Genomic DNA, 17,687 nt, shown 5'->3' with positions numbered 1-17,687 from the left:
TTCCATCATGCGCGGCTTGCGGGTCGACGGCGGTGCTGGCATACCGGAACCAGGAGGTGGTGCCGCGGCGCCGCGTGGACAGGATGGACCGCAAGGGGGGGAGACGGGGATGGACTGGAAACACGCGGCGATCGCATGGATCGCCCTGGGGTTGGCCGCCTGTGCCGCGCATCCGGACAAGCCGGCCGGGCGGGACGTGCGGATCGTGCAGCCGGACCCGGCCGAGCAGGCTGCCGAGGACGCGCAGGTGCAGCGCGTGGTCGAGGGCGTGCGGATGATCCAGCAGGGCCACATCCAGGCGGCCATCGACGGGCCGTTCGACGAGGTGGCCGGGTATTACGAGAAAAAATACCAGGGACACACCGACACGATCTTCAGCGCCCGCGGCATGCCCGACGCCCTGCTGTATTCCACGGTGGCGGCCAAGGACAAGCACATCGCCTCGTCCCGGGTGATCGGCCCGGCCTGGGCGATGGCGTACTGGGGACGTGGCTACGCCTACAACGAGATGGCCCGTTACGACGACGCCATCGTCGAACTGGACAAGGCGCTTGCCCTGGCGCCGTTCGACGCGCAGTACAACATCGAGATCGGCTTCGCCTACCAGCGCAAGCGTGCGTGGCAGGAATCGCTGAAGCACTACGAAGTGGCCGAGCGTTTCGCCAGGCTGACGGCCGACGACAAAAATGTGGCCGACATGACCTGCAAGGCGTTGCGAGGCGAGGGCTACGACCTGGTCGAACTGCACCGCTATCCCGAGGCGCGCGCGGCTTACCGGAAGTGCCTGGGGCTGATCCCCGGTGAGCCGAGATCGCTCGGCGAGCTGAAATACATCGATCGCGTGGCGGGGCCGGAGCCGACGCGCTGAGGCAGTCGCGTCCGCCGCCCGCCGATCACCAGAAATACACCTGCAGCGTCTCCTCGCGCGGTCGCGGCGGAATGGCGCCGAGCAGCTCGCGGTGGTCGGGGAAATTGCGCGCGCTGCGTTCGATCAGGTTGTCGATGGCGGCGAGGCTGTGGGGCGCATCGCCGGACACGTGCGAGCCGACGTCGTCGGGGAACAGGCCCATGCCGGCCAGCAGGCTGTACCAGGACATCACCGGATAGCCCTGGCCGAAGGTGCCGCGGCGGATGCCATCGGCGATCGGGCGGCTGGCCAGCCAGGTCCTGAGCAGGCGCACCAGCGGTTCGGACAGGTGGGTATTGGCCGCGTTGGCGCGCCAGTAGTCGGTGTCGCTGCGGGTGTTGGTCTTGTAGTGCGCCACGATGTAGTCGCGGGTGCCGTCGAACTGCGTATTCATCGCCGCATTGAAGCCGGCCTGCGCCGCCTCGCCCAGGTCGCCCTTTTCCAGCGCCTTGACGAACAGGCTGGCGGTGCGCTGCACTAGCATCAACGCGGTGGCCTCCAGCGGCTCGATGAAGCCCTGCGCCAGCCCGACGGCGAGGCAGTTGCGATGCCAGTGGCGATCGACCCGACCGGTGCGCATGCGCAGGTGGCGGGCCGGCACGTCGGCATCGAGCAGGCCCAGGTGCCGGCGCAGCTCGGTCTCGGCCTGTTCGGGCGTGCAGTGCGCGGTGCTGTACACGTAGCCATTGCCGTAGCGGGCCGTGAGCGGGATCTTCCAGGCCCAGCCGTGGCGCAGGGCGGTGGAGATCGTCTGCGACATGATCGGGCCGTCCAGTGGCGTAGGCATCGCTACGGCGGCGTCGTTGAACAGCGCATCGGCGTACGAGGTGTACGGCGTTTTCAGCGTCTTCTCGATCAGCAGGCCGCTGAAGCCGGTGCAGTCGATGAAGAAGTCAGCCTCGAAGCGTTCGTCGCCTTCCAGTTGCAGAGCGGCGATGTCGCCGTGCTCATCGCATTGCACCGCGTTCACGTGGCGGGGCAAATGGCGGATGCCGCGTTCCAGCGCCTTGCGATGCAGGAACTGGCCCAGCTTCACCGAATCGAAGTGGTAGCCGTACCAGACGTCGAACGGGAACTCGTGGCGTGGCCGCGGCGCCTTGCACTCGCGGGCGAGCCGGGCGGCGATGAAATAGTGGTCCGGATGCGCGTGGACGTCCTCGCGATTCAGCCGGCGATGCACATTGTCGACGAACTGGGTCATCGTCAGGTTGTCGAGCATCGAGGCGAAGGCGTGGAAATAGCGCTCGAAGCCGGGCCGGGTCGACCAGCCATCGAAGGTGATGCCGGCCTTGTAGGTGGCGTCGCAGGCCGGCATCCATTCCGACTCCTCGATGCCGATCTCTTCGAAGAACCCGCGCATCCACGGCGTGGAGCCCTCGCCGACGCCGATCGCGCCGACCTGCGGCGACTCCAGCACGGTCACCTTGATGCGTTCGCCGTAGCTGGAGTTCGCCAGCAGCAGGGCGGTCATCCAGCCGGCCGTCCCGCCGCCGACGATGGCAATGTGGCGCACCGGCGGATCAGTGAGGGCCGTGCGATGAGTGTGGCGCTGGTGACGGTAGACGGTGGCTGTGTCGGACATGTCGTGGTTGTTCTGAGGCGGTGAGAGAGCCCGGCTCCCTGGGCCAGGCATCATGCCGGGACAGGCGCCCCGAAACGCGATCGACGGGAAGAATTGGCGCTAACCTGAACCGGCCAGTCGAGGAATTGGTCGTTTGCCGATGGCTTTCATTCCGTCCCGATCCATATGCGACTGGCGCCCTGACTCAAGGATGTCGTCATGAAACTTGCTCTCCCCATCGCCCTGGCGGGATGCCTGGCAATCGGCAGCGCGGCGGTACACGCCGAAAGCCCATCATTGAACAGTTTCCCCAATCACATCCTGCCCGTGCTGGTGCGGGTGGATTCCCACGGCAAGGTAACCGATGTCTCGTCTGCGGTGGAGTTGACCCCGCACTACGAGCGCCTGTTGCGCGCAACGCTCGACGAGATGATCACCCGGCCTGCTTCCGACCACGGCAAGCCGGTGGCCAGTCAGTTCGTCATCAAGCTCGGTCTGCAGGCCAAGCCGCGGAGTGATGGCAAGTACGACGCGAGCTTCTTCTACGTGGGTGCCCAGCCGATTCCCGCCGGCCGGTGGATCTGGCAGCACGAGGATGGCCATCGTCTGGCGCTGGTGAACAGCGAAATGATCCGCAACCAGTTCAAGCATCGCTGGACCAACAACGGCTGGTTAGCACGGCCACCGGGCCTGTCAGCGCCGCGCAACCTGCCGCCAGCGCCCAGGGCGAACTGCACGTCTGCTGGGCGCGGCGGCAAGCCCTGATCGCTCCGCTGGCGCGGACGCCAGGAAAGCGGCAGCTCCGGCTGCCGCTTTTCGTTTGGGTGCAGTCGGAGCGACGCACGGGTCGAAGCTTGCCTCCGCCTATGGCTCCGCGATGCCTTTGCGGCTTCAGTCGCGGTCCGGCGCGCCGAGCGGAAAGTAGTGGCGATAGGGGCGCGCCTCATCCACTGCGCGGACCATCGACGGCCGCGCCAGCAGGCGGGCGCGATAGGTGCGGACGTTGGCCAGCGATGCCGGGATCGGATGCGTCCAGTCGGCATAGAACAGGAACGGCGCGGCACCGCAGTCGGCGAGGCTGAAGGCGTCCCCGGCGGCCCAGGTACGCCCGGCCATGTGCTGCTCCAGCCAGCGGTAGCTGGTATCGAGCATCGCGCGCGCTTCCTCCACTCCGTGCCCATCGCGGCGGTCGGCCGGGCGCAACTAGTCGAACACGATCTTCTGCTGCGGCGTGGACACGTAGTTGTCGAAGAATCGGTCGAGCTGCCGTACCTCCAGTGCCACGTCGGGATCGTCCGGGATCAGCTGTGGGCGGTCCGGGTGCCGCTGCTGCAGGTACTCGATGATGCAGGTGGCCTCGATCACGGTGCGCTCGCCGTCCTGCAGCAGCGGAAACCGCTTCATCGGCCACAGCCGGGCGAGCTCGTCCATCGCGTCGGGGGATTCGAGATGGCGGTACTCGAACGGCGCCTCCTGCTCGTACAGCGCGAGCAGCACCTTCTGGCAGTAGGACGAGAACGGGTGGGCGTACAGGCGGGGGAGGGGCATGCGAAGCTCCGGGCGGGATGTCCGTGTCGACGACGCCTGGCCCTGGCGGAAATCGACAGTGCGGCGGATTCGGGCCGGGTGTTCGCCCGGGCATGACAGAATTCGCGGGGTGGCTGCCCGCGCTGCGCCATCGCATCGCCACCAAAGGAAGCCATACTTCGGCTGTATCCAGGGAGAGGTTCTCATGTCACGTCCGTCGATCGCGCATCGTCGCTCCATCCTGTCGCCCGCGCGCCTGCTGGCGCCCCTGCTGGGCCTCCTGCTGGTTGCCTGCAGCGGCCACCCGCAGGGCGAGCAGCCCGTGCTGCAGCACGCGCCGGCACCGGCAGCGAGTGCGGGGAAGACCCACTCCACCCATTTCCGGCTGACTTCGGCGAGCGCTTCGGTCCAGGACGGCCGCAGCCAGCTCGACCTGGTCTTCGATACTCGGCTGGCGGCGGCGCAGGGCTTCGACCAACTGGTCGCGGTGAACGGCCCGTCCGGAGAGACCGTCAGCGGCAGCTGGAGCTTGGGCAGCGACGGCACCACGCTCAGCTTTCCGTTCGTCAATCCGGACCGCCGCTATTCCGTCGAGGTCAAGCCCGGCCTGCTGGCCGCGGACGGGCGCTCGTTGGGCGAGACGGTCCATCGGGACATCTATTCCGGCAATCTGCCGGGGGCGGTCGGATTCGCCTCCCATGGCAGCGTGCTGCCGGCGCGTGGCACGCGCGGGCTGCCGCTGGTGTCGGTGAACGTGCATGACGCCGACATCGAGTTCTTCCGGGTCCACGACGACGAACTGTCGGACCTGTTCTGCGCCTATCCGCGCAATGGCCACCGCGACAGCTACGAGCTGGACCACGATCCGTACTGGTACGACACCTGCAGCAAGGACAAGCGCGCCAAGCGGTCGATCACCGACATGGCCGACTCGGTCTACGCCAACCACTACACGCTGAAGGGCGCGCCGAACGAGCGCACGGTGACCTATATCCCGGTGCAGGACGTGCCCGAGCTGTCGCAGCCGGGCGTCTACATGGCCGTGGTGAAGGCCGGTGGCACCTTCCGCGGCGGTTATGACACGGCGGTGTTCTTCGTCAGCGACCTGGGTCTGCACCTGCGCGTCTACAAGGACAACGTGCTGCTGCATGTCGCCTCGCTGCGCGACGGCACGCCAGTGGCCGGTGTCGACGTCACCGTGCAGGATGCTTCCGGGCACACCACGCTGAAGGCCACCACCGACGATGGTGGCAATGCGCTGATGGCCTACCGGGTGAACCCGACCGACGTGCTGGTGGCACGGCACGGCAAGGATGTGTCGGTGCTGCCGTTCAACCGCCCGGCACTGGACGTGTCGAACTTCGATATCACCGGGCGCAAGCAGGCGCCGTTCGAGGTGTACGCGTGGTCGGGGCGGGACCTCTACCGTCCCGGCGAGACGTTGCACGCCTCGGCGCTGTTGCGCGATGCGGACGGCACGCCGATGAAGGCGCAGTCGCTGTTCGTGCGGGTGCGCCAGCCTGACGGACGCACGCTGGCGGATACCCGGCTGGAGCCCAAGGCACTGAACTACTACGACCTGAGCGAGGCGATTCCGGCCGACGCGCCCACCGGGCTGTGGCAGCTGGAGTTCCGCCTCGATCCGGCCAGCAAGGAGTCGGTGCAGGCATTCCCGTTCCATGTGGAAGAGTTCCTGCCCGAGCGCCTGAAAGTATCGCTGGACAGCCCGCAGAAGCGTCTGTCCCCGAGCGAGCCGCTGCAGCTGAAGGTGGCCTCCAGCTACCTGTACGGCGCACCGGCGGCCGGCAACCGCTTCACCGCCAAGCTGCTGGTGTCGCCGGAAGTCCATCCGGTGGCCAGCATGAAGGACACCTTCTTCGGCGATCCCACGGTGGACCTGCCGAAGTCGGCGGACGACGTCGTCGACACCAAGCTCGATGCGCAGGGCGAGTTGGCGCAGGACGTCGCGCTGCCCGACGACGTGAAGCCGGTCGCGCCGCTGGCCGTGACGCTGTCCGGCAGCGTCTACGAGACCGGCGGTCGCGCCGTCACCCGCCTGCTCAAACGCACCTACTGGCCGGCGGACCGCCTGGTCGGCGTGCGCCCGGAGTTCGACCCGAAGCAGGGCGCGGAGAGCGAGGCGCCGGCCGGTTTCGAAATCGTCCGCGTCAACGCCGAGGGACAGCGCGTCGCCGGTCACCATCTGAAGGTGCGGCTGCAGCGCGAGCTGCGCGATTTCTACTGGCTGTACGAGCGCAACGGCGGCTGGAAGGCCGATGCCAACGCCAGCCTGCAATTGGTCGATGAAAGGGACGTCGATGTCGGTGCCAGCGGCACCACCCGCGTCGAGTTCCCGGTGCAGTGGGGCAGCTATCGGATCGAGGTGTACGACCCGGACACAAAGCTGACTACGGTGTTCCCGTTCTTCGCCGGCTACAGCTGGGACGACGAGAACCTGGGCAAGGAGGCGCGTCCGGACAAGGTGAAGCTGGCACTGGACAAGGCGCGCTATCGCGCCGGCGACACCATGAAGGTCACCGTGACGCCGCCGCATGACGGCCCCGGCGTGCTGATGGTCGAATCGGACCACCTGCTGTACCTGAAGGACATCGACGCCAAGGCCGGTTCGACCTTCTCGATCCCGGTCACCAAGGACTGGGAGCGGCACGACGTGTACGTGGTCACGCTGGTGTTCCGCGGCGGCGAAGCCACCGAGCGCACCACGCCGGCGCGTGCGATGGGCGTGGAATACGTGACGATGGACCGCAACGACCGGCGCATCCCGCTCACGCTCAAGGCGCCGTCGCTGATGCGGCCGGGCAACCCGCTGGACGTGACCGTGCAGGCTAGCGGCCTGGCCGGCAAGGAAGGTTACGTCACCCTGTCGGCGGTCGACCAGGGCGTCATCAACATCACCGACTACCCGGTGCCCGACGCCTGGTCGTGGATGTTCGCCAAGCGCGCGCTGGCCACCGAGGCGTATGACCTGTACAGCCGCCTGATCGAGGCGATGGACGGCGACACCGGGCGCCTGCGCTACGGCGGCGACATGAGCGGACCGGCGCTGCCCAAGGCCGCGCGCATCAACCCCAAGGTGAAGATCGTCGACCTGTTCGCCGGCCCGGTGGCGTTCGACGCGCAGGGACGTGCGCAGCTGCACGTGGACGTGCCGGATTTCAACGGCAGCCTGCGGCTGAGCGCGCTGGCCTTCACGGCCGACCGCTTCGGCAACGCGGACGGTGCGATCACCGTGCGGGCGCCGCTGGTGGTCGAGCCCAGCACGCCACGGGTGATGGCGGCCGGCGACAAGGCGGTGGTCAGCCTGGACCTGAAAAACCTCTCAGGCAAGGACGGCACCGCCCGGATCAAGGTCACTACCACCGGGCCAGTGCGGCTCGAGCATGGCGAGCAGAACGTGCCGCTGAAGGACGGCGCCGGTACCACGCTCACCCTGCCGGTGACCGCCGAGCCGGGGGCCGCCGTGGCCGGCGTGGACATCCATGCCCAGCTCAACGACTACCAGGTCGATCGCCACTTCGAGTTCGCCGTGCGACCGGCCTGGCCGGAGGTGCTGCACACCCGGCCGATGGCGCTGGAGGGCGGCAAGGCGGTCACGTTCGGCAGCGAGCAGCTCGCCGGCCTGATTCCCGCCACCGTGCATGCGCGGCTGAGCCTGAGCACGCTGCCTCCGCTGCCGTACGGCTCGGCGCTGCGCGACATCCTCCGGTATCCGTACGGCTGCATCGAGCAGACCACCAGCAAGGGCTATGCGGCGCTGATCCTCGATGGGGACACGGCCAAGGCGCTGGGTCTGAAGCCGATGACGCCCGAGGTGCGGCAGGCCGCGGTGGAAGGGGCGTTGTCCCGCATCGCCTCGTTCCAGGCCGCCAACGGACACTTCAGCTTCTGGGGGGGCACCAGCCCGATCATGACCTTCACCACGCCCTACGTGGTGGACTTCATGCTAGATGCCCGCGACGCCGGCTTCGCGGTGCCGCAGGATGTGCTGCAGAAGGCACTGCAGCGGCTCAGCGACGACCTGCTTGCCGGTGGTCATCCGTACTACGGCTACGAGCACCACGATCACATGCGCATCGCCGACGAAGCCTATTCCGGCTTCGTGCTGGCCCGCGTGAACCGCGCGCCGCTGGGCACGCTGCGCGCGATCTTCGACAACGAGCGCGGCAAGCTGGTCGGCCCGTTGCCGCTGGTGCACTTCGGTATCGCGTTCAAGCTGATGGGCGACAACGAGCGCGCGCAGAAGGCGATCGCCGAGGCCTTTGCCTGGAACAAGGAGCGCCCTTGGTACGTCGGCGACTATGGCTCGGACCTGCGCGACCTCGCGCTGATGGTGGCGCTTACCCACACCTACGGGCTGAACAAGCCGGAGTACGACGCCAAGCTGATCGACTGGGCGCGCAACGTCGACAACTACGTGCGCGGTCGCAAGCAGGAGGACCCACTGTTCTTCTGGTCCTGGTCCTACCTGAGCACCCAGGAGCAGGTGGCGATCGCCCGCGTGGCCAAGGCCTTCGGTGCCGCCGGCTCGGCGCCGCTGGCCGCCTCGATCACCGTGGGTGGCAAGACCGAGCAGGCACCGGACGCCCGTGTGTGGACGCGCGACCTCGACGCCGCCGAGCTGGCCTCGGGTGTGCGCCTGCAACCGACCGGCGATGCCACTGTGTTCGCCACGCTCGACACCGCCGGTGTCAGCAAGGCGCTGCCGCCGCCCGACGACAGCCAGGTCGACGTGCGCCGCAGCTACTTCACCACCGATGGCAAGCCGTGGAACGGCGACACGCTGAAGGAGGGCGACACGCTGATCGTCGAGCTGACCATCGAGGCGCGGACGTTCATGCCTGACGCGATGGTCACCGACCTGCTGCCCGGTGGCCTGGAGGTGGAGAACCTCAACCTCAGCGGTACCCAGCAGTGGGCTGGCGTGGTGATCGACGGCATCGACCTGCAGCAGCACGACTCGGCCGCCCAGGTGCAACACGAGGAGTACCGCGACGACCGCTACGCCGCTGCGCTGAAGCTCGATCGCGGCGACGCGGCCCACGTGTTCTACCTGGTGCGCGCGGTGACGCCAGGCACCTACACCGTGCCGCCGCCACAGGTGGAGGACATGTACCGGCCGGCGATCCGCGGCATCGGCAAATCCGATCCGGCGCAGATCAAGGTGGTGGAGCCCTGACACCGATGCCGTAGGAGCGCACCCTGTGCGCGACGGTTCCTGAAACAAAAAAGCCGTCGCCCACAGGGTGCGCTCCTACGGGCCACGCGGACGTCATGCCGATGAAGACAGACCCCGCCAAAAAGCCTCCCCGGCACCCCCGCCTGCGACGCTGGCTGCTTCGCCTCGGCATCGCGGCGGGCGTGCTACTGCTCGTGGCCGCGATTCTCGACCGCGTGTTCCCGCTGCCGCTGCCGAAGCCCGACGGCGGCAGCACGGTGGTGCTGGCGCGGGACGGCACCCCGCTGCGCGCGTTCGCCGACAGCGATGGCGTGTGGCGCTACCCGGTCACCGTGGACAGCGTGTCGCCGCTGTACCTCACCGCGCTGATGGGCTACGAGGACCGCTGGTTCTACCGTCATCCGGGGGTGAACCCCTACGCCTTGGCGCGTGGCCTCGCGGGTGGCTTGCTGCATGGGCACATCGTTTCGGGCGGCTCGACCCTGACCATGCAGGTGGCGCGGATCATCGAGCCGATCCCGCACACCTTCGGCGGCAAGTTCATCCAGATCCTGCGCGCACTGCAGCTCGAAGCGCACCTGAGCAAGCGGCAGATCCTCGAGCTGTACCTCAACCATGCCCCCTTCGGCGGGCCGATCCAGGGCGTGGATGCCGCCTCATGGGCCTACCTGGGCAAGCCGGCGGCGCAACTGTCGAGGGCCGAGGCGGCCCTGCTGGCGGTGTTGCCGCAGGCACCGAGCCGGTTGCGTCCGGACCGTCACCCCGACGCGGCGCGTGTGGCTCGTGACAAGGTATTGGCGCGGCTGCGCGACGAGGGCATCTGGACCGCCGCGCAGGTGCGCGCGGCGCGGATCGAGCCGGTGGTGGCGCGCTCGCTGCGCGCACCGCTGTCGGCGGCGCTGCTGGCCGAGCGCCTGCATCGGGAGCAGCCGCGGGCGCGGCGGATCACCACCACCATCGATGCGAACCTGCAGCGTGCGGCGGAGGATCGCGTCAGCGACTACCTCCCGCGATTGCCGCGCCACACCACCGCGGCCTTGCTGGTGGTGGACAATGCCACCCACGAGGCGCGGGTGTATCTGGGTACCAGCGACTTCGCCGATCCGGACCGCCACGGCTACGTCGACATGGTGCAGGCGCCGCGCTCGCCCGGTTCCACGCTCAAGCCGTTTCTCTACGGACTCGCACTGGACGACGGGCTGATCACGTCGGAGAGCCTGCTGGTGGACGCGCCACAGGATTTCGACGGTTACCAGCCGGGCAATTTCGACGAGGCGTTCTCCGGTCCGGTCGGCGTGGCCGAGGCGCTGCAGCGTTCGCTCAACGTGCCGGCGGTGGACGTGCTCGACCGGGTCGGTCCGAACCGCTTCGTCGCGCGGCTGGCGGCCGGTGGCGTGGACCTTGGCCTGCCGGCGGGAGCGAAGCCGAACCTGTCGATCATACTCGGTGGTGCGGCGACCACGCTGGAGAACCTGGTGGGTGCTTACTCGGCGTTTGCCGATCGCGGCGTCGCCGCGGCTCCGCGCTACACCCGGCAGCAGCCGCTGCAGGCTCGGCGTCTGCTGTCGCCGGGTGCGGCGTGGATCATCCGCGACATCCTCGCGCACAACCCGGCCGACGTGGAGGGTGCGCCGCTGGCCGGCGCCGTGAATCGCCATGCCGCGGTGGCCTGGAAGACCGGTACCAGCTACGGCTATCGCGATGCGTGGGCGATCGGTGTCACCGACCAGTTCACCATCGGCGTGTGGATCGGCCGCCCGGACGGCACGCCGTCGCCGGGCCAGTACGGCGCGGTCACCGCCTTGCCGCTGCTGTTCCGGATTGCCGACATGCTGCCCGCGCGTGGCGCAGCGGTGCGCTTCGCCCAGCCGGCCAGCGTGCGCTCGCAGGTGATCTGCTGGCCACTCGGCAGCGCGCAGGCCGACACCGATCCCACCCAGTGCCGTCAGCGGCGCACGGCCTGGGTGCTCGATGGCGTCGTGCCACCGACCTTTGCCGAGCGCGGGCTGGATGCCTGGTCCGCGGGCCTGCTGAGCTTGCGGGTGGACGGCAAGGGCAGGCGCCTCAGCGCGACCTGCCGGGGGCAGGGCGAGCATGTCGAGCGCATCGCGCGCTGGCCTGCGCTGGCCTCGCCCTGGCTCGATGCCGACGATCGCGCAGCCTCCGACCTGCCGCCGCTGGCGCCGGGCTGTCCGGCAGACTCGCTGGACGACGGAGAGCCGATCCGCATTGCCGGCATCGCCAACGGCACACGCCTGCGCCGTGCGCCGAACAGCAGCGAGCCGCTGCGGGTGACCCTGCGTGCGCTGGGTGCCAGCGGCACTGTGCAGTGGCTGCTGGACGGCCGCCTGCAGGGCACCACGCAGGATACGCACAGCATTCTGCTGCAGCTCGGCCAGCCCGGGGGGCATACCATCACCGCGCTCAGTGCAAGGGGCGCGTGGAGTTCGCTGCGGGTCGACGTCGCCGCACCCTGAGTCGCGCACGGCTCCCGGTGCAGCCTTAGGATGGAGCCTTTCCAGCCGGGGGCGCTCCATGTTCGACGAGTACGCACAGCACGATGCCACCGCGCTGGCCGCGCTGATCTCACGCCGCGAGGTCTCCGCCGGTGAAGTGCTGGACGCCGCGCTGGCACGGGCGGCGCAGGTGAATCCTGCGCTGGCGGCGATCTGCCTGCCGATGGCGCCGATCGCGCGCGAGCGGGCGGCAGGGCCGCTGGCCGGTCCGTTCGCCGGCGTGCCGTTCCTGCTCAAGGACATGGCGCAGGACTACGCCGGTGTGCCCAGTCCTTCCGGCAGCCGTGCACTGCGTCACTGGGTGCCGGACCATTACAGCGAGGTGGTCCGGCGCTTCCTCGACGCGGGCCTGGTGGTGTTCGGCAAGACCGCCTCGCCGGAGTTCGCGCTGAAGGCGGAGACCTCGCCGCGCGTGTGGCCGCAGCCCACGCGCAACCCCTGGGATCCCGCGCGCACGCCGGGTGGCTCCTCGGGCGGCGCGGCCGCGGCGGTGGCCGCCGGCATCGTGCCGGTGGCCGGTGCTTCGGACGGCGGAGGCTCGATCCGCATTCCTGCGTCCTACTGCGGCCTGTTCGGGCTGCGCCCCTCGCGCGGACGCGTGCCGAACGGGCCTGACGATGCCGAGCACTGGGAGGGAGCTTCGAGCCATCACGTGATCAGCCGCAGCGTGCGCGACTCGGCCCGCATGCTCGACGCCATCGCCGGTCCGGAACATGGCGCGCCGTTCGTCATCGCGCCGCCCTCGCAACCCTGGGCCGGCGCGATCGCCCGGCCACCCCGGCGTCTGCGCATCGGCTTCAGTACGCGCTCGCCGCTGGGCACGCCGGTGCATCCGCAATGCGTGGCCGCGGTCGAGCGCGCGGCGGCGTTGCTGGCGGATCTCGGACACCACGTGGAGGAGGCAGCGCCCGCGGTCGATGGCCCGGACCTGGCGCGCTGCTACGTCACCATGTACTTCGGCCAGACCGCGGCGGCGATGGCCCGGGCGCGGGCGCTGACCGGTGCCGGGAACGACGGTTTTGAACTGGAGACCCGGATCCTCGGCCTGCTCGGACGGGCCGTGAGCGCGGGGGAGTACGTCAGCCGGCATGCGCGCTGGAACCGCTTCAGCCATGCGCTGGCGGACTTCCACCAGCGCTACGACCTGTACCTCACGCCGACCACCGCGCAACCACCCAACCGTATCGGCGAGCTCGACACGCCGCCGGGCCAGCAGCGACTGGCCCGGCGGGTACTCGCGTTGCGCGCCGGTCGCCTGTTGATGCTCACCGGCATGGTCGACGAACTGGTGGAAACCAGCCTCTCGCGCGTGCCGTTCACCCAGTTGTCCAACCTCACCGGCACGCCGAGCATGTCGGTGCCGCTGCACTGGGCGGCAGTCGAGGAAGGTGGCCCGGAGCTCCCGTTCGGTGTGCAGTTCGTCGCGCCTTTCGGTGACGAGGCGACGCTGTTGCAACTGGCCGCCCAGCTCGAGCAGGCTGCGCCGTGGGGCGGTCGCCGGCCGCCCGAGCCGTGATGGACCCACCGCACGTTTTCCGGAGTCGAGAGTGAACCCAGCCCTACCCCTGTTGATCGGTCGCAGCAGCTCCCACTTCACCCGCGTTGTGCGCATCGTCGCGGCCGAGCTGGGCGTCGACCTGGCTTTCCAGCCGGTCTACGACCTCGGTTCGCGCGACAGCGCCGATTACGGCGGCAACCCGGCGATGAAGCTGCCGGTGCTGCGGCTCGGTAGCGAGACGGTGTTCGGCACCGAGAACATCTGCCGCACCCTGGCCGAGCGCTTCCCGGGTGAAGTCCGCATCCTGTGGACCGAGCAGTTGCCCGGGCCCGCCGCACGCAATGCGCAGGAAATGGTCTGGCACGCGATGGCGGCGCAGGTGCAACTGGTGTTCGGTACGCAGGCGGCCGGGTTGCCCGCGGACAACCTCTACTTCGTCAAGGCGGCAGAGGGCATGGCGCAGGTGCTGGCCTGGCTCGATGCGCACGTCGACGAGGTGCTGGCCGGGTTGCCGCCGCGCCAGCTGAGCCTGCTGGAGATCACGCTGTTCTGCCTGCTCGAACACCTGGATTTCCGCCCGACGGTACCGCTCCTGCCGTATGTGTCGCTGGCCTCGCATGTCCAGCGTCTCGGCCAGCGCTTCTCTGCACGCCACACGGCTTATCACTTCGACCGCCCTCCGGGCTGAACCACACCGGTGCCCTTGCGCGTCGGCCACCTGGCGTCGGTTGCCTGACGCCTGCTGGGGCGCGCCGGAAAACCGCTGCCGCGTGTCGGCGGCGCCCACTGCGATCGTGCTCCAACAGGCCAAGTCACTGAAATCATGAGCGGGCCGCGTCGCCGTTGCCGCTGGCCTGCCTCTTGCTTCAGGCGTCCCCGAGCTGAACCCGCCTGGGTAGCGGCCTTCCTTGCCGGGGTACACGCTGTGCCGGCAACGGGGCGGTTCGTATCGATCGGCGGGCGCGAGCTCGGGTGACGCATCTGTTCAAAGACACTTCCACCATCGACACGGGACCTTCTTGTATGACCCCAAAGCCGCGCCTGTCCGCCTCGTCGCCTGCGAAGCCCGACACGCCAGTTTGCCGACACGACGTCGCCCTCCCGGCCTTTGCTCGACGTCCAGCGAGGACGCACAGAACAGGGTCCGCTTGGCTGCTAACGCCGCTGGTCCTGGCTGTCGGGGCGGTCATCACCGTTCCCGCCTACGCCAGTGCGACCACGGGCGGAACCAGCGCGACCAGCGGCGTGTGTTCGCAGAGCACGAGCCAGAACCAGCTGGCATGCGGCAGCGGTAGCTCTGCCGGAGGCTACGGCAGCACGGCCGATGGTCTGAGCGCCAACGCGTCGGGCAACTGGAGCGTGGCAGTCGGGTATTCCAGTCAATCCGCCGGAAGCAGCGGCACGGCGCTGGGCAGCAGCAGCAGCGCAAGCGGACCGCTGAGCACGGCGCTGGGTAATTGGAGCCAGGCCAGCGGAAACAGCAGCACGGCTTCGGGCGCATACAGCACGGCTACCGGGGACTTCAGCATCGCCGCAGGACGCGATACCACCGCCAGCGGTTTCGGCAGCCAGGCAAGCGGTGGCGCGGCGAATGCGGCGGGCAACGGCGATATCGCCCTGGGCACGCAGGCAACTACTTATAGTGCCACCCCCAGCGGAGGCAATATCGCCATCGGTAGCTCGACCGGCAGTTTGGGCGGCGGCTTCGGCGGGACGTCGACCACCGCCACGGGCGGCAACAGCGTGGCATTGGGAACGGGGGCGCAATCGACCTATGCCGGCTCGGTGGCGTTGGGTGCCGGCAGCGTTACCAGCGCTACCGATCAGGTGAGTGTAGGTAGCGCTGGCCAGACCCGCACCATCGCCAACGTGAGCGCCGGCGTGAACGCGACCGATGCCGTCAACGTGGCGCAGCTCGACGCCTCGGTCGCCAGCGCCACCGGGACGGTGCAAACGGCCGCGACGCAGGCCCAGACCATGGCCACTCAGGCCCAGACTACCGCTAGCCAGGCCCAGAGTACGGCGACTCAGGCGCAGTCCACGGCCGACTCCGCGATGCAACTGGGGCAGCAGAACGCGGTGCAGATCCAGGCCATGGTGAATGGACAGATGGGGGTATGCCGGGTCAACCAGGGGGCACTGGAATGCTCAGTGCAAGGACAGGCTGCCACCCACGCAGCCGGCCAGGGCGCGGTGGCCGTCGGTGGCGGCGCTTCGGCGGACGGTGACGGCGCGATGGCGCAAGGCCAGGGGGCGGTGGCGCGGTTCGCCGGTTCGGTGGCGATCGGCGCGGGCGCCCAGGCGAACGCCGATCCGACCACCGCGGTGGGCAACAACGCGATTGCCAATGGCAACAATGCCGTGGCACTGGGAGCCAATGCGGTCGCCAACGGCGAGAATTCGGTCGCGCTGGGTCAGGGATCGGTGGCCAATGCCGACAACACGGTGAGCGTGGGCAGCGACACGCTGCAACGCCAGATCACCAACGTGGCGCCAGGGACGAGGGGCACCGATGCGGTGAATCTCGATCAGCTCAACCAGGTCGGCATCGGCGTGCTGGGTCAGGCACGCCGTTATGCCGCACGTGCCGCTGCCCAGGCGATGGCCCTGCCCACCGTGGCGATCCCGGCAGGGCGCGCCAGCGGGCTGGCGGTGAGTGCGGCCTCCTATGCCGGCTACGGTGCGCTGGGTGTCGAATATGCCCACACGGTCAGCGCGCATCTGCAGTTGCAGTTCGGCACGTCGGTCGCTTCCGGTGGCGACAGCGCTGCGCGCGCGACCGCCATCATGAGCTGGTAGTCAGGGATCGCTGCCACAGCGCCCGTAGTCGTTGCTCGGGTCGGCCCCGGGTCGCGGCGTCGAAAGCGCTGCGCAAGCTAGTTCGGCTATCTTGTGCAGCGCCGCCGCTGAGGGCGGGTACGGAGGATCGCCGGTGGCAGGCAGCTCATCCCGGATTGAAGCGGAGGGTGAAGTGCGTGCCGTCTTCTGGCGGCTGCTCGGGCTACTGGCTTTCGTGCTTTATCCCATCCTGCGCGCCGACCGTCCCTACAACGACGACCTCAAGCGCGCATTGCTGGGACGGGCCAGCTGGGATTCCAACGGCCGTCCGCTCACCACGCTGCTGATGCGCGCACTGCAGGCCTACGACCACACCATGGTCGACATCGCGCCGCTGCCGCAGATCGGCGCGGTGCTGTTGCTCGCCTGGATCGGCTCGCGCATCGCCGTGCGCTATACCCGCGCCTCGCCCTGGCTGGCCGCACTGCTGGTTTTCCCGCTGGGCGCGCAGCCGTTCTTCCTCGAAAACCTGTCCTACCGCTTCGACGCCCTGAGCATGGCGCTGGCCGTGCTGCTGGCGGCCTGGCCGCTGTTGCTGCCGGACGGTCGCAAGCCCTGGCAGCGCGGCGTGCTCTGTCTGTTTGCCGCCCTGTGCCTGTACCAGCCCGCCACCAACGTGTTCCTGGTGCTCGCGCTGCTGGAGGCGTGGCAGATCCAGGATCGCGACCGCTCGCCGGCGGCGTGGCTGCGCCAGCTCGGCCGCCGCGCGTTGCAGTGGCTGGTGGCGATGGGGGTCTACGAGTTGCTGGTGGGGATGCACATCAGCGGCTGGGTGCGGCGCCAGGCCACCCCGATCCAGGGACTGCATGAGCTGCCGCTGCTGGGTCACAACTTCGTCCTGTTCTACGGTTTCGTTGCCGATGCGTTCAATGCGCACTGGTGGAGCGTGTTCCTGCCGGTGCTGGCCGTGCTCGCGTTGGCGCCGGTCGCGATCGGGCTGAGGCACGCGCGCGGCAGGACGCCCATGGCGACGGTCGCGCTGGGCCTCGTGGCGCTGGCCATGCCGCTGGCGGTCATGGTGGCGGCGCTGGGGCCGATGCTGGTGCTGCGCGAGCCCGAGATCCGGCCGCGCGTGCTGATCGGCCTGGGCGCGCTGCTGGTGGCCGGGCTGATCGCCGCGCACGAGCTGCTCTGCCGCTGGCGCCATGGCTCGCGGGTGAGCGCGGCGCTGGCCGGCGTGCTGGCGGCGGCGATGCTGGTCGTCGCCAGTGCGGACGGCAATGCCATGGCCGCGCAGCAGCGCATGGAGCGTCACGTTGCGGCGCGGCTCGCCGACGATCTGTCGGTCCTGGCGTCCGGTCATGCGATCACGGCGTTGCACGTATCCGGCGCGACCGGGTTCGCGCCGCTGGCCGAGCATGCGGCGGTCGAGTTTCCGCTGCTGCGGACACTGGTGCCGGGCTACCTCACCGAGGCCGACCTGTTTGGTACCAGCGGTTTCCTGATGGACTACCTGCCGCAGTGGGTGGACGCCCGCAAGCCGGACAGCATCCGCACGCAGCCGGAGGAGACCGCTGCGCTCACCCGTTGCATGGCGACACCGCTGCGGCAGGCCGCCGGCTATCGGCTGTGCCTGGACGGCGACGTGGCACGGGTGGAGTTGCTGCCGGCCGCGCTGCCATCGAGAGCCCAGCGGCGCTGAG

At 69.1% G+C, this 17,687-nt stretch carries 11 protein-coding genes; 8 read left to right on the top strand and 3 right to left on the bottom strand.

Annotated elements, in window-relative coordinates:
• Positions 1 to 109 precede the first annotated feature (109 nt).
• Entirely contained in the window at positions 110 to 868 is a 759-nt protein-coding gene (locus tag ATSB10_RS06900) for a tetratricopeptide repeat protein (RefSeq protein WP_063671557.1), read from the top strand.
• 25 nt (positions 869 to 893) lie between these two features.
• Here the strand turns inward: ATSB10_RS06900 and ATSB10_RS06895 are convergent, their stop codons facing one another.
• The gene (locus ATSB10_RS06895) at positions 894 to 2,489 is read right to left on the bottom strand and encodes a tryptophan halogenase family protein (protein WP_063671555.1); all 1,596 of its coding nucleotides are present in this window, start codon (positions 2,487 to 2,489) and stop codon (positions 894 to 896) included.
• A 198-nt stretch (positions 2,490 to 2,687) separates the two neighbouring features.
• Between ATSB10_RS06895 and ATSB10_RS06890 the strand changes: the two genes are divergently transcribed.
• Positions 2,688 to 3,233 (top strand): hypothetical protein, encoded by a 546-nt coding sequence (locus ATSB10_RS06890; RefSeq protein WP_063671554.1) that lies wholly within the window; start codon positions 2,688 to 2,690, stop codon positions 3,231 to 3,233.
• Between the two features lie 126 nt (positions 3,234 to 3,359).
• On the opposite strand, the gene ATSB10_RS19885 is transcribed toward ATSB10_RS06890, so the two are convergent.
• Both ATSB10_RS19885 and ATSB10_RS19880 read right to left on the bottom strand, forming a co-directional pair.
• Positions 3,360 to 3,620 carry a glutathione S-transferase family protein gene (locus ATSB10_RS19885; RefSeq protein ID WP_236886513.1) on the bottom strand — a complete coding sequence of 87 codons (261 nt, stop codon included), beginning with the start codon at positions 3,618 to 3,620 and terminating at the stop codon, positions 3,360 to 3,362.
• Between the two features lie 51 nt (positions 3,621 to 3,671).
• Positions 3,672 to 4,016 carry a glutathione S-transferase family protein gene (locus tag ATSB10_RS19880; RefSeq protein WP_236886512.1) on the bottom strand — a complete coding sequence of 115 codons (345 nt, stop codon included), beginning with the start codon at positions 4,014 to 4,016 and terminating at the stop codon, positions 3,672 to 3,674.
• 184 nt (positions 4,017 to 4,200) lie between these two features.
• Here ATSB10_RS19880 and ATSB10_RS06880 point away from each other — a divergent pair, with 184 nt between their 5' ends.
• From ATSB10_RS06880 to ATSB10_RS06850, 6 genes are all read left to right on the top strand, one after another.
• Positions 4,201 to 9,192, top strand: coding sequence for an alpha-2-macroglobulin family protein (locus ATSB10_RS06880; protein ID WP_063671552.1), 4,992 nt, complete (start codon positions 4,201 to 4,203; stop codon positions 9,190 to 9,192).
• Between the two features lie 101 nt (positions 9,193 to 9,293).
• The gene (gene pbpC, locus ATSB10_RS06875) at positions 9,294 to 11,669 is read left to right on the top strand and encodes a penicillin-binding protein 1C (RefSeq protein ID WP_157469132.1); all 2,376 of its coding nucleotides are present in this window, start codon (positions 9,294 to 9,296) and stop codon (positions 11,667 to 11,669) included.
• Positions 11,670 to 11,727: 58 nt separating this feature from the next.
• Positions 11,728 to 13,224 carry an amidase gene (locus ATSB10_RS06870; RefSeq protein ID WP_063671548.1) on the top strand — a complete coding sequence of 499 codons (1,497 nt, stop codon included), beginning with the start codon at positions 11,728 to 11,730 and terminating at the stop codon, positions 13,222 to 13,224.
• Positions 13,225 to 13,255: 31 nt separating this feature from the next.
• Positions 13,256 to 13,894 (top strand): glutathione S-transferase family protein, encoded by a 639-nt coding sequence (locus tag ATSB10_RS06865; protein WP_063671547.1) that lies wholly within the window; start codon positions 13,256 to 13,258, stop codon positions 13,892 to 13,894.
• 557 nt (positions 13,895 to 14,451) lie between these two features.
• Positions 14,452 to 16,005: a YadA family autotransporter adhesin gene (locus ATSB10_RS19310; RefSeq protein ID WP_169816704.1), complete on the top strand. Its 1,554-nt coding sequence runs from the start codon at positions 14,452 to 14,454 to the stop codon at positions 16,003 to 16,005.
• Between the two features lie 172 nt (positions 16,006 to 16,177).
• Positions 16,178 to 17,686 (top strand): glucosyltransferase domain-containing protein, encoded by a 1,509-nt coding sequence (locus tag ATSB10_RS06850; protein WP_063671543.1) that lies wholly within the window; start codon positions 16,178 to 16,180, stop codon positions 17,684 to 17,686.
• Position 17,687 lies beyond the last annotated feature (1 nt).

The organism is Dyella thiooxydans, assembly GCF_001641285.1.
GTDB lineage: Bacteria > Pseudomonadota > Gammaproteobacteria > Xanthomonadales > Rhodanobacteraceae > Dyella_A > Dyella_A thiooxydans.
Note: the sequence above shows the minus strand (reverse complement) of the source record. Positions and strands in the feature narration are given on the sequence as shown.

Excerpts from the sequence above, each read along its gene's own strand:
- ATSB10_RS06900 (WP_063671557.1), top strand. The coding sequence starts at position 110 with ATGGACTGGAAACACGCGGCGATCGCATGGATCGCCCTGGGGTTGGCC.
- ATSB10_RS06895 (WP_063671555.1), bottom strand. The coding sequence starts at position 2,489 with ATGTCCGACACAGCCACCGTCTACCGTCACCAGCGCCACACTCATCGC.
- ATSB10_RS06890 (WP_063671554.1), top strand. The coding sequence starts at position 2,688 with ATGAAACTTGCTCTCCCCATCGCCCTGGCGGGATGCCTGGCAATCGGC.
- ATSB10_RS19885 (WP_236886513.1), bottom strand. The coding sequence starts at position 3,620 with ATGCTCGATACCAGCTACCGCTGGCTGGAGCAGCACATGGCCGGGCGT.
- ATSB10_RS19880 (WP_236886512.1), bottom strand. The coding sequence starts at position 4,016 with ATGCCCCTCCCCCGCCTGTACGCCCACCCGTTCTCGTCCTACTGCCAG.
- ATSB10_RS06880 (WP_063671552.1), top strand. The coding sequence starts at position 4,201 with ATGTCACGTCCGTCGATCGCGCATCGTCGCTCCATCCTGTCGCCCGCG.
- pbpC (WP_157469132.1), top strand. The coding sequence starts at position 9,294 with ATGAAGACAGACCCCGCCAAAAAGCCTCCCCGGCACCCCCGCCTGCGA.
- ATSB10_RS06870 (WP_063671548.1), top strand. The coding sequence starts at position 11,728 with ATGTTCGACGAGTACGCACAGCACGATGCCACCGCGCTGGCCGCGCTG.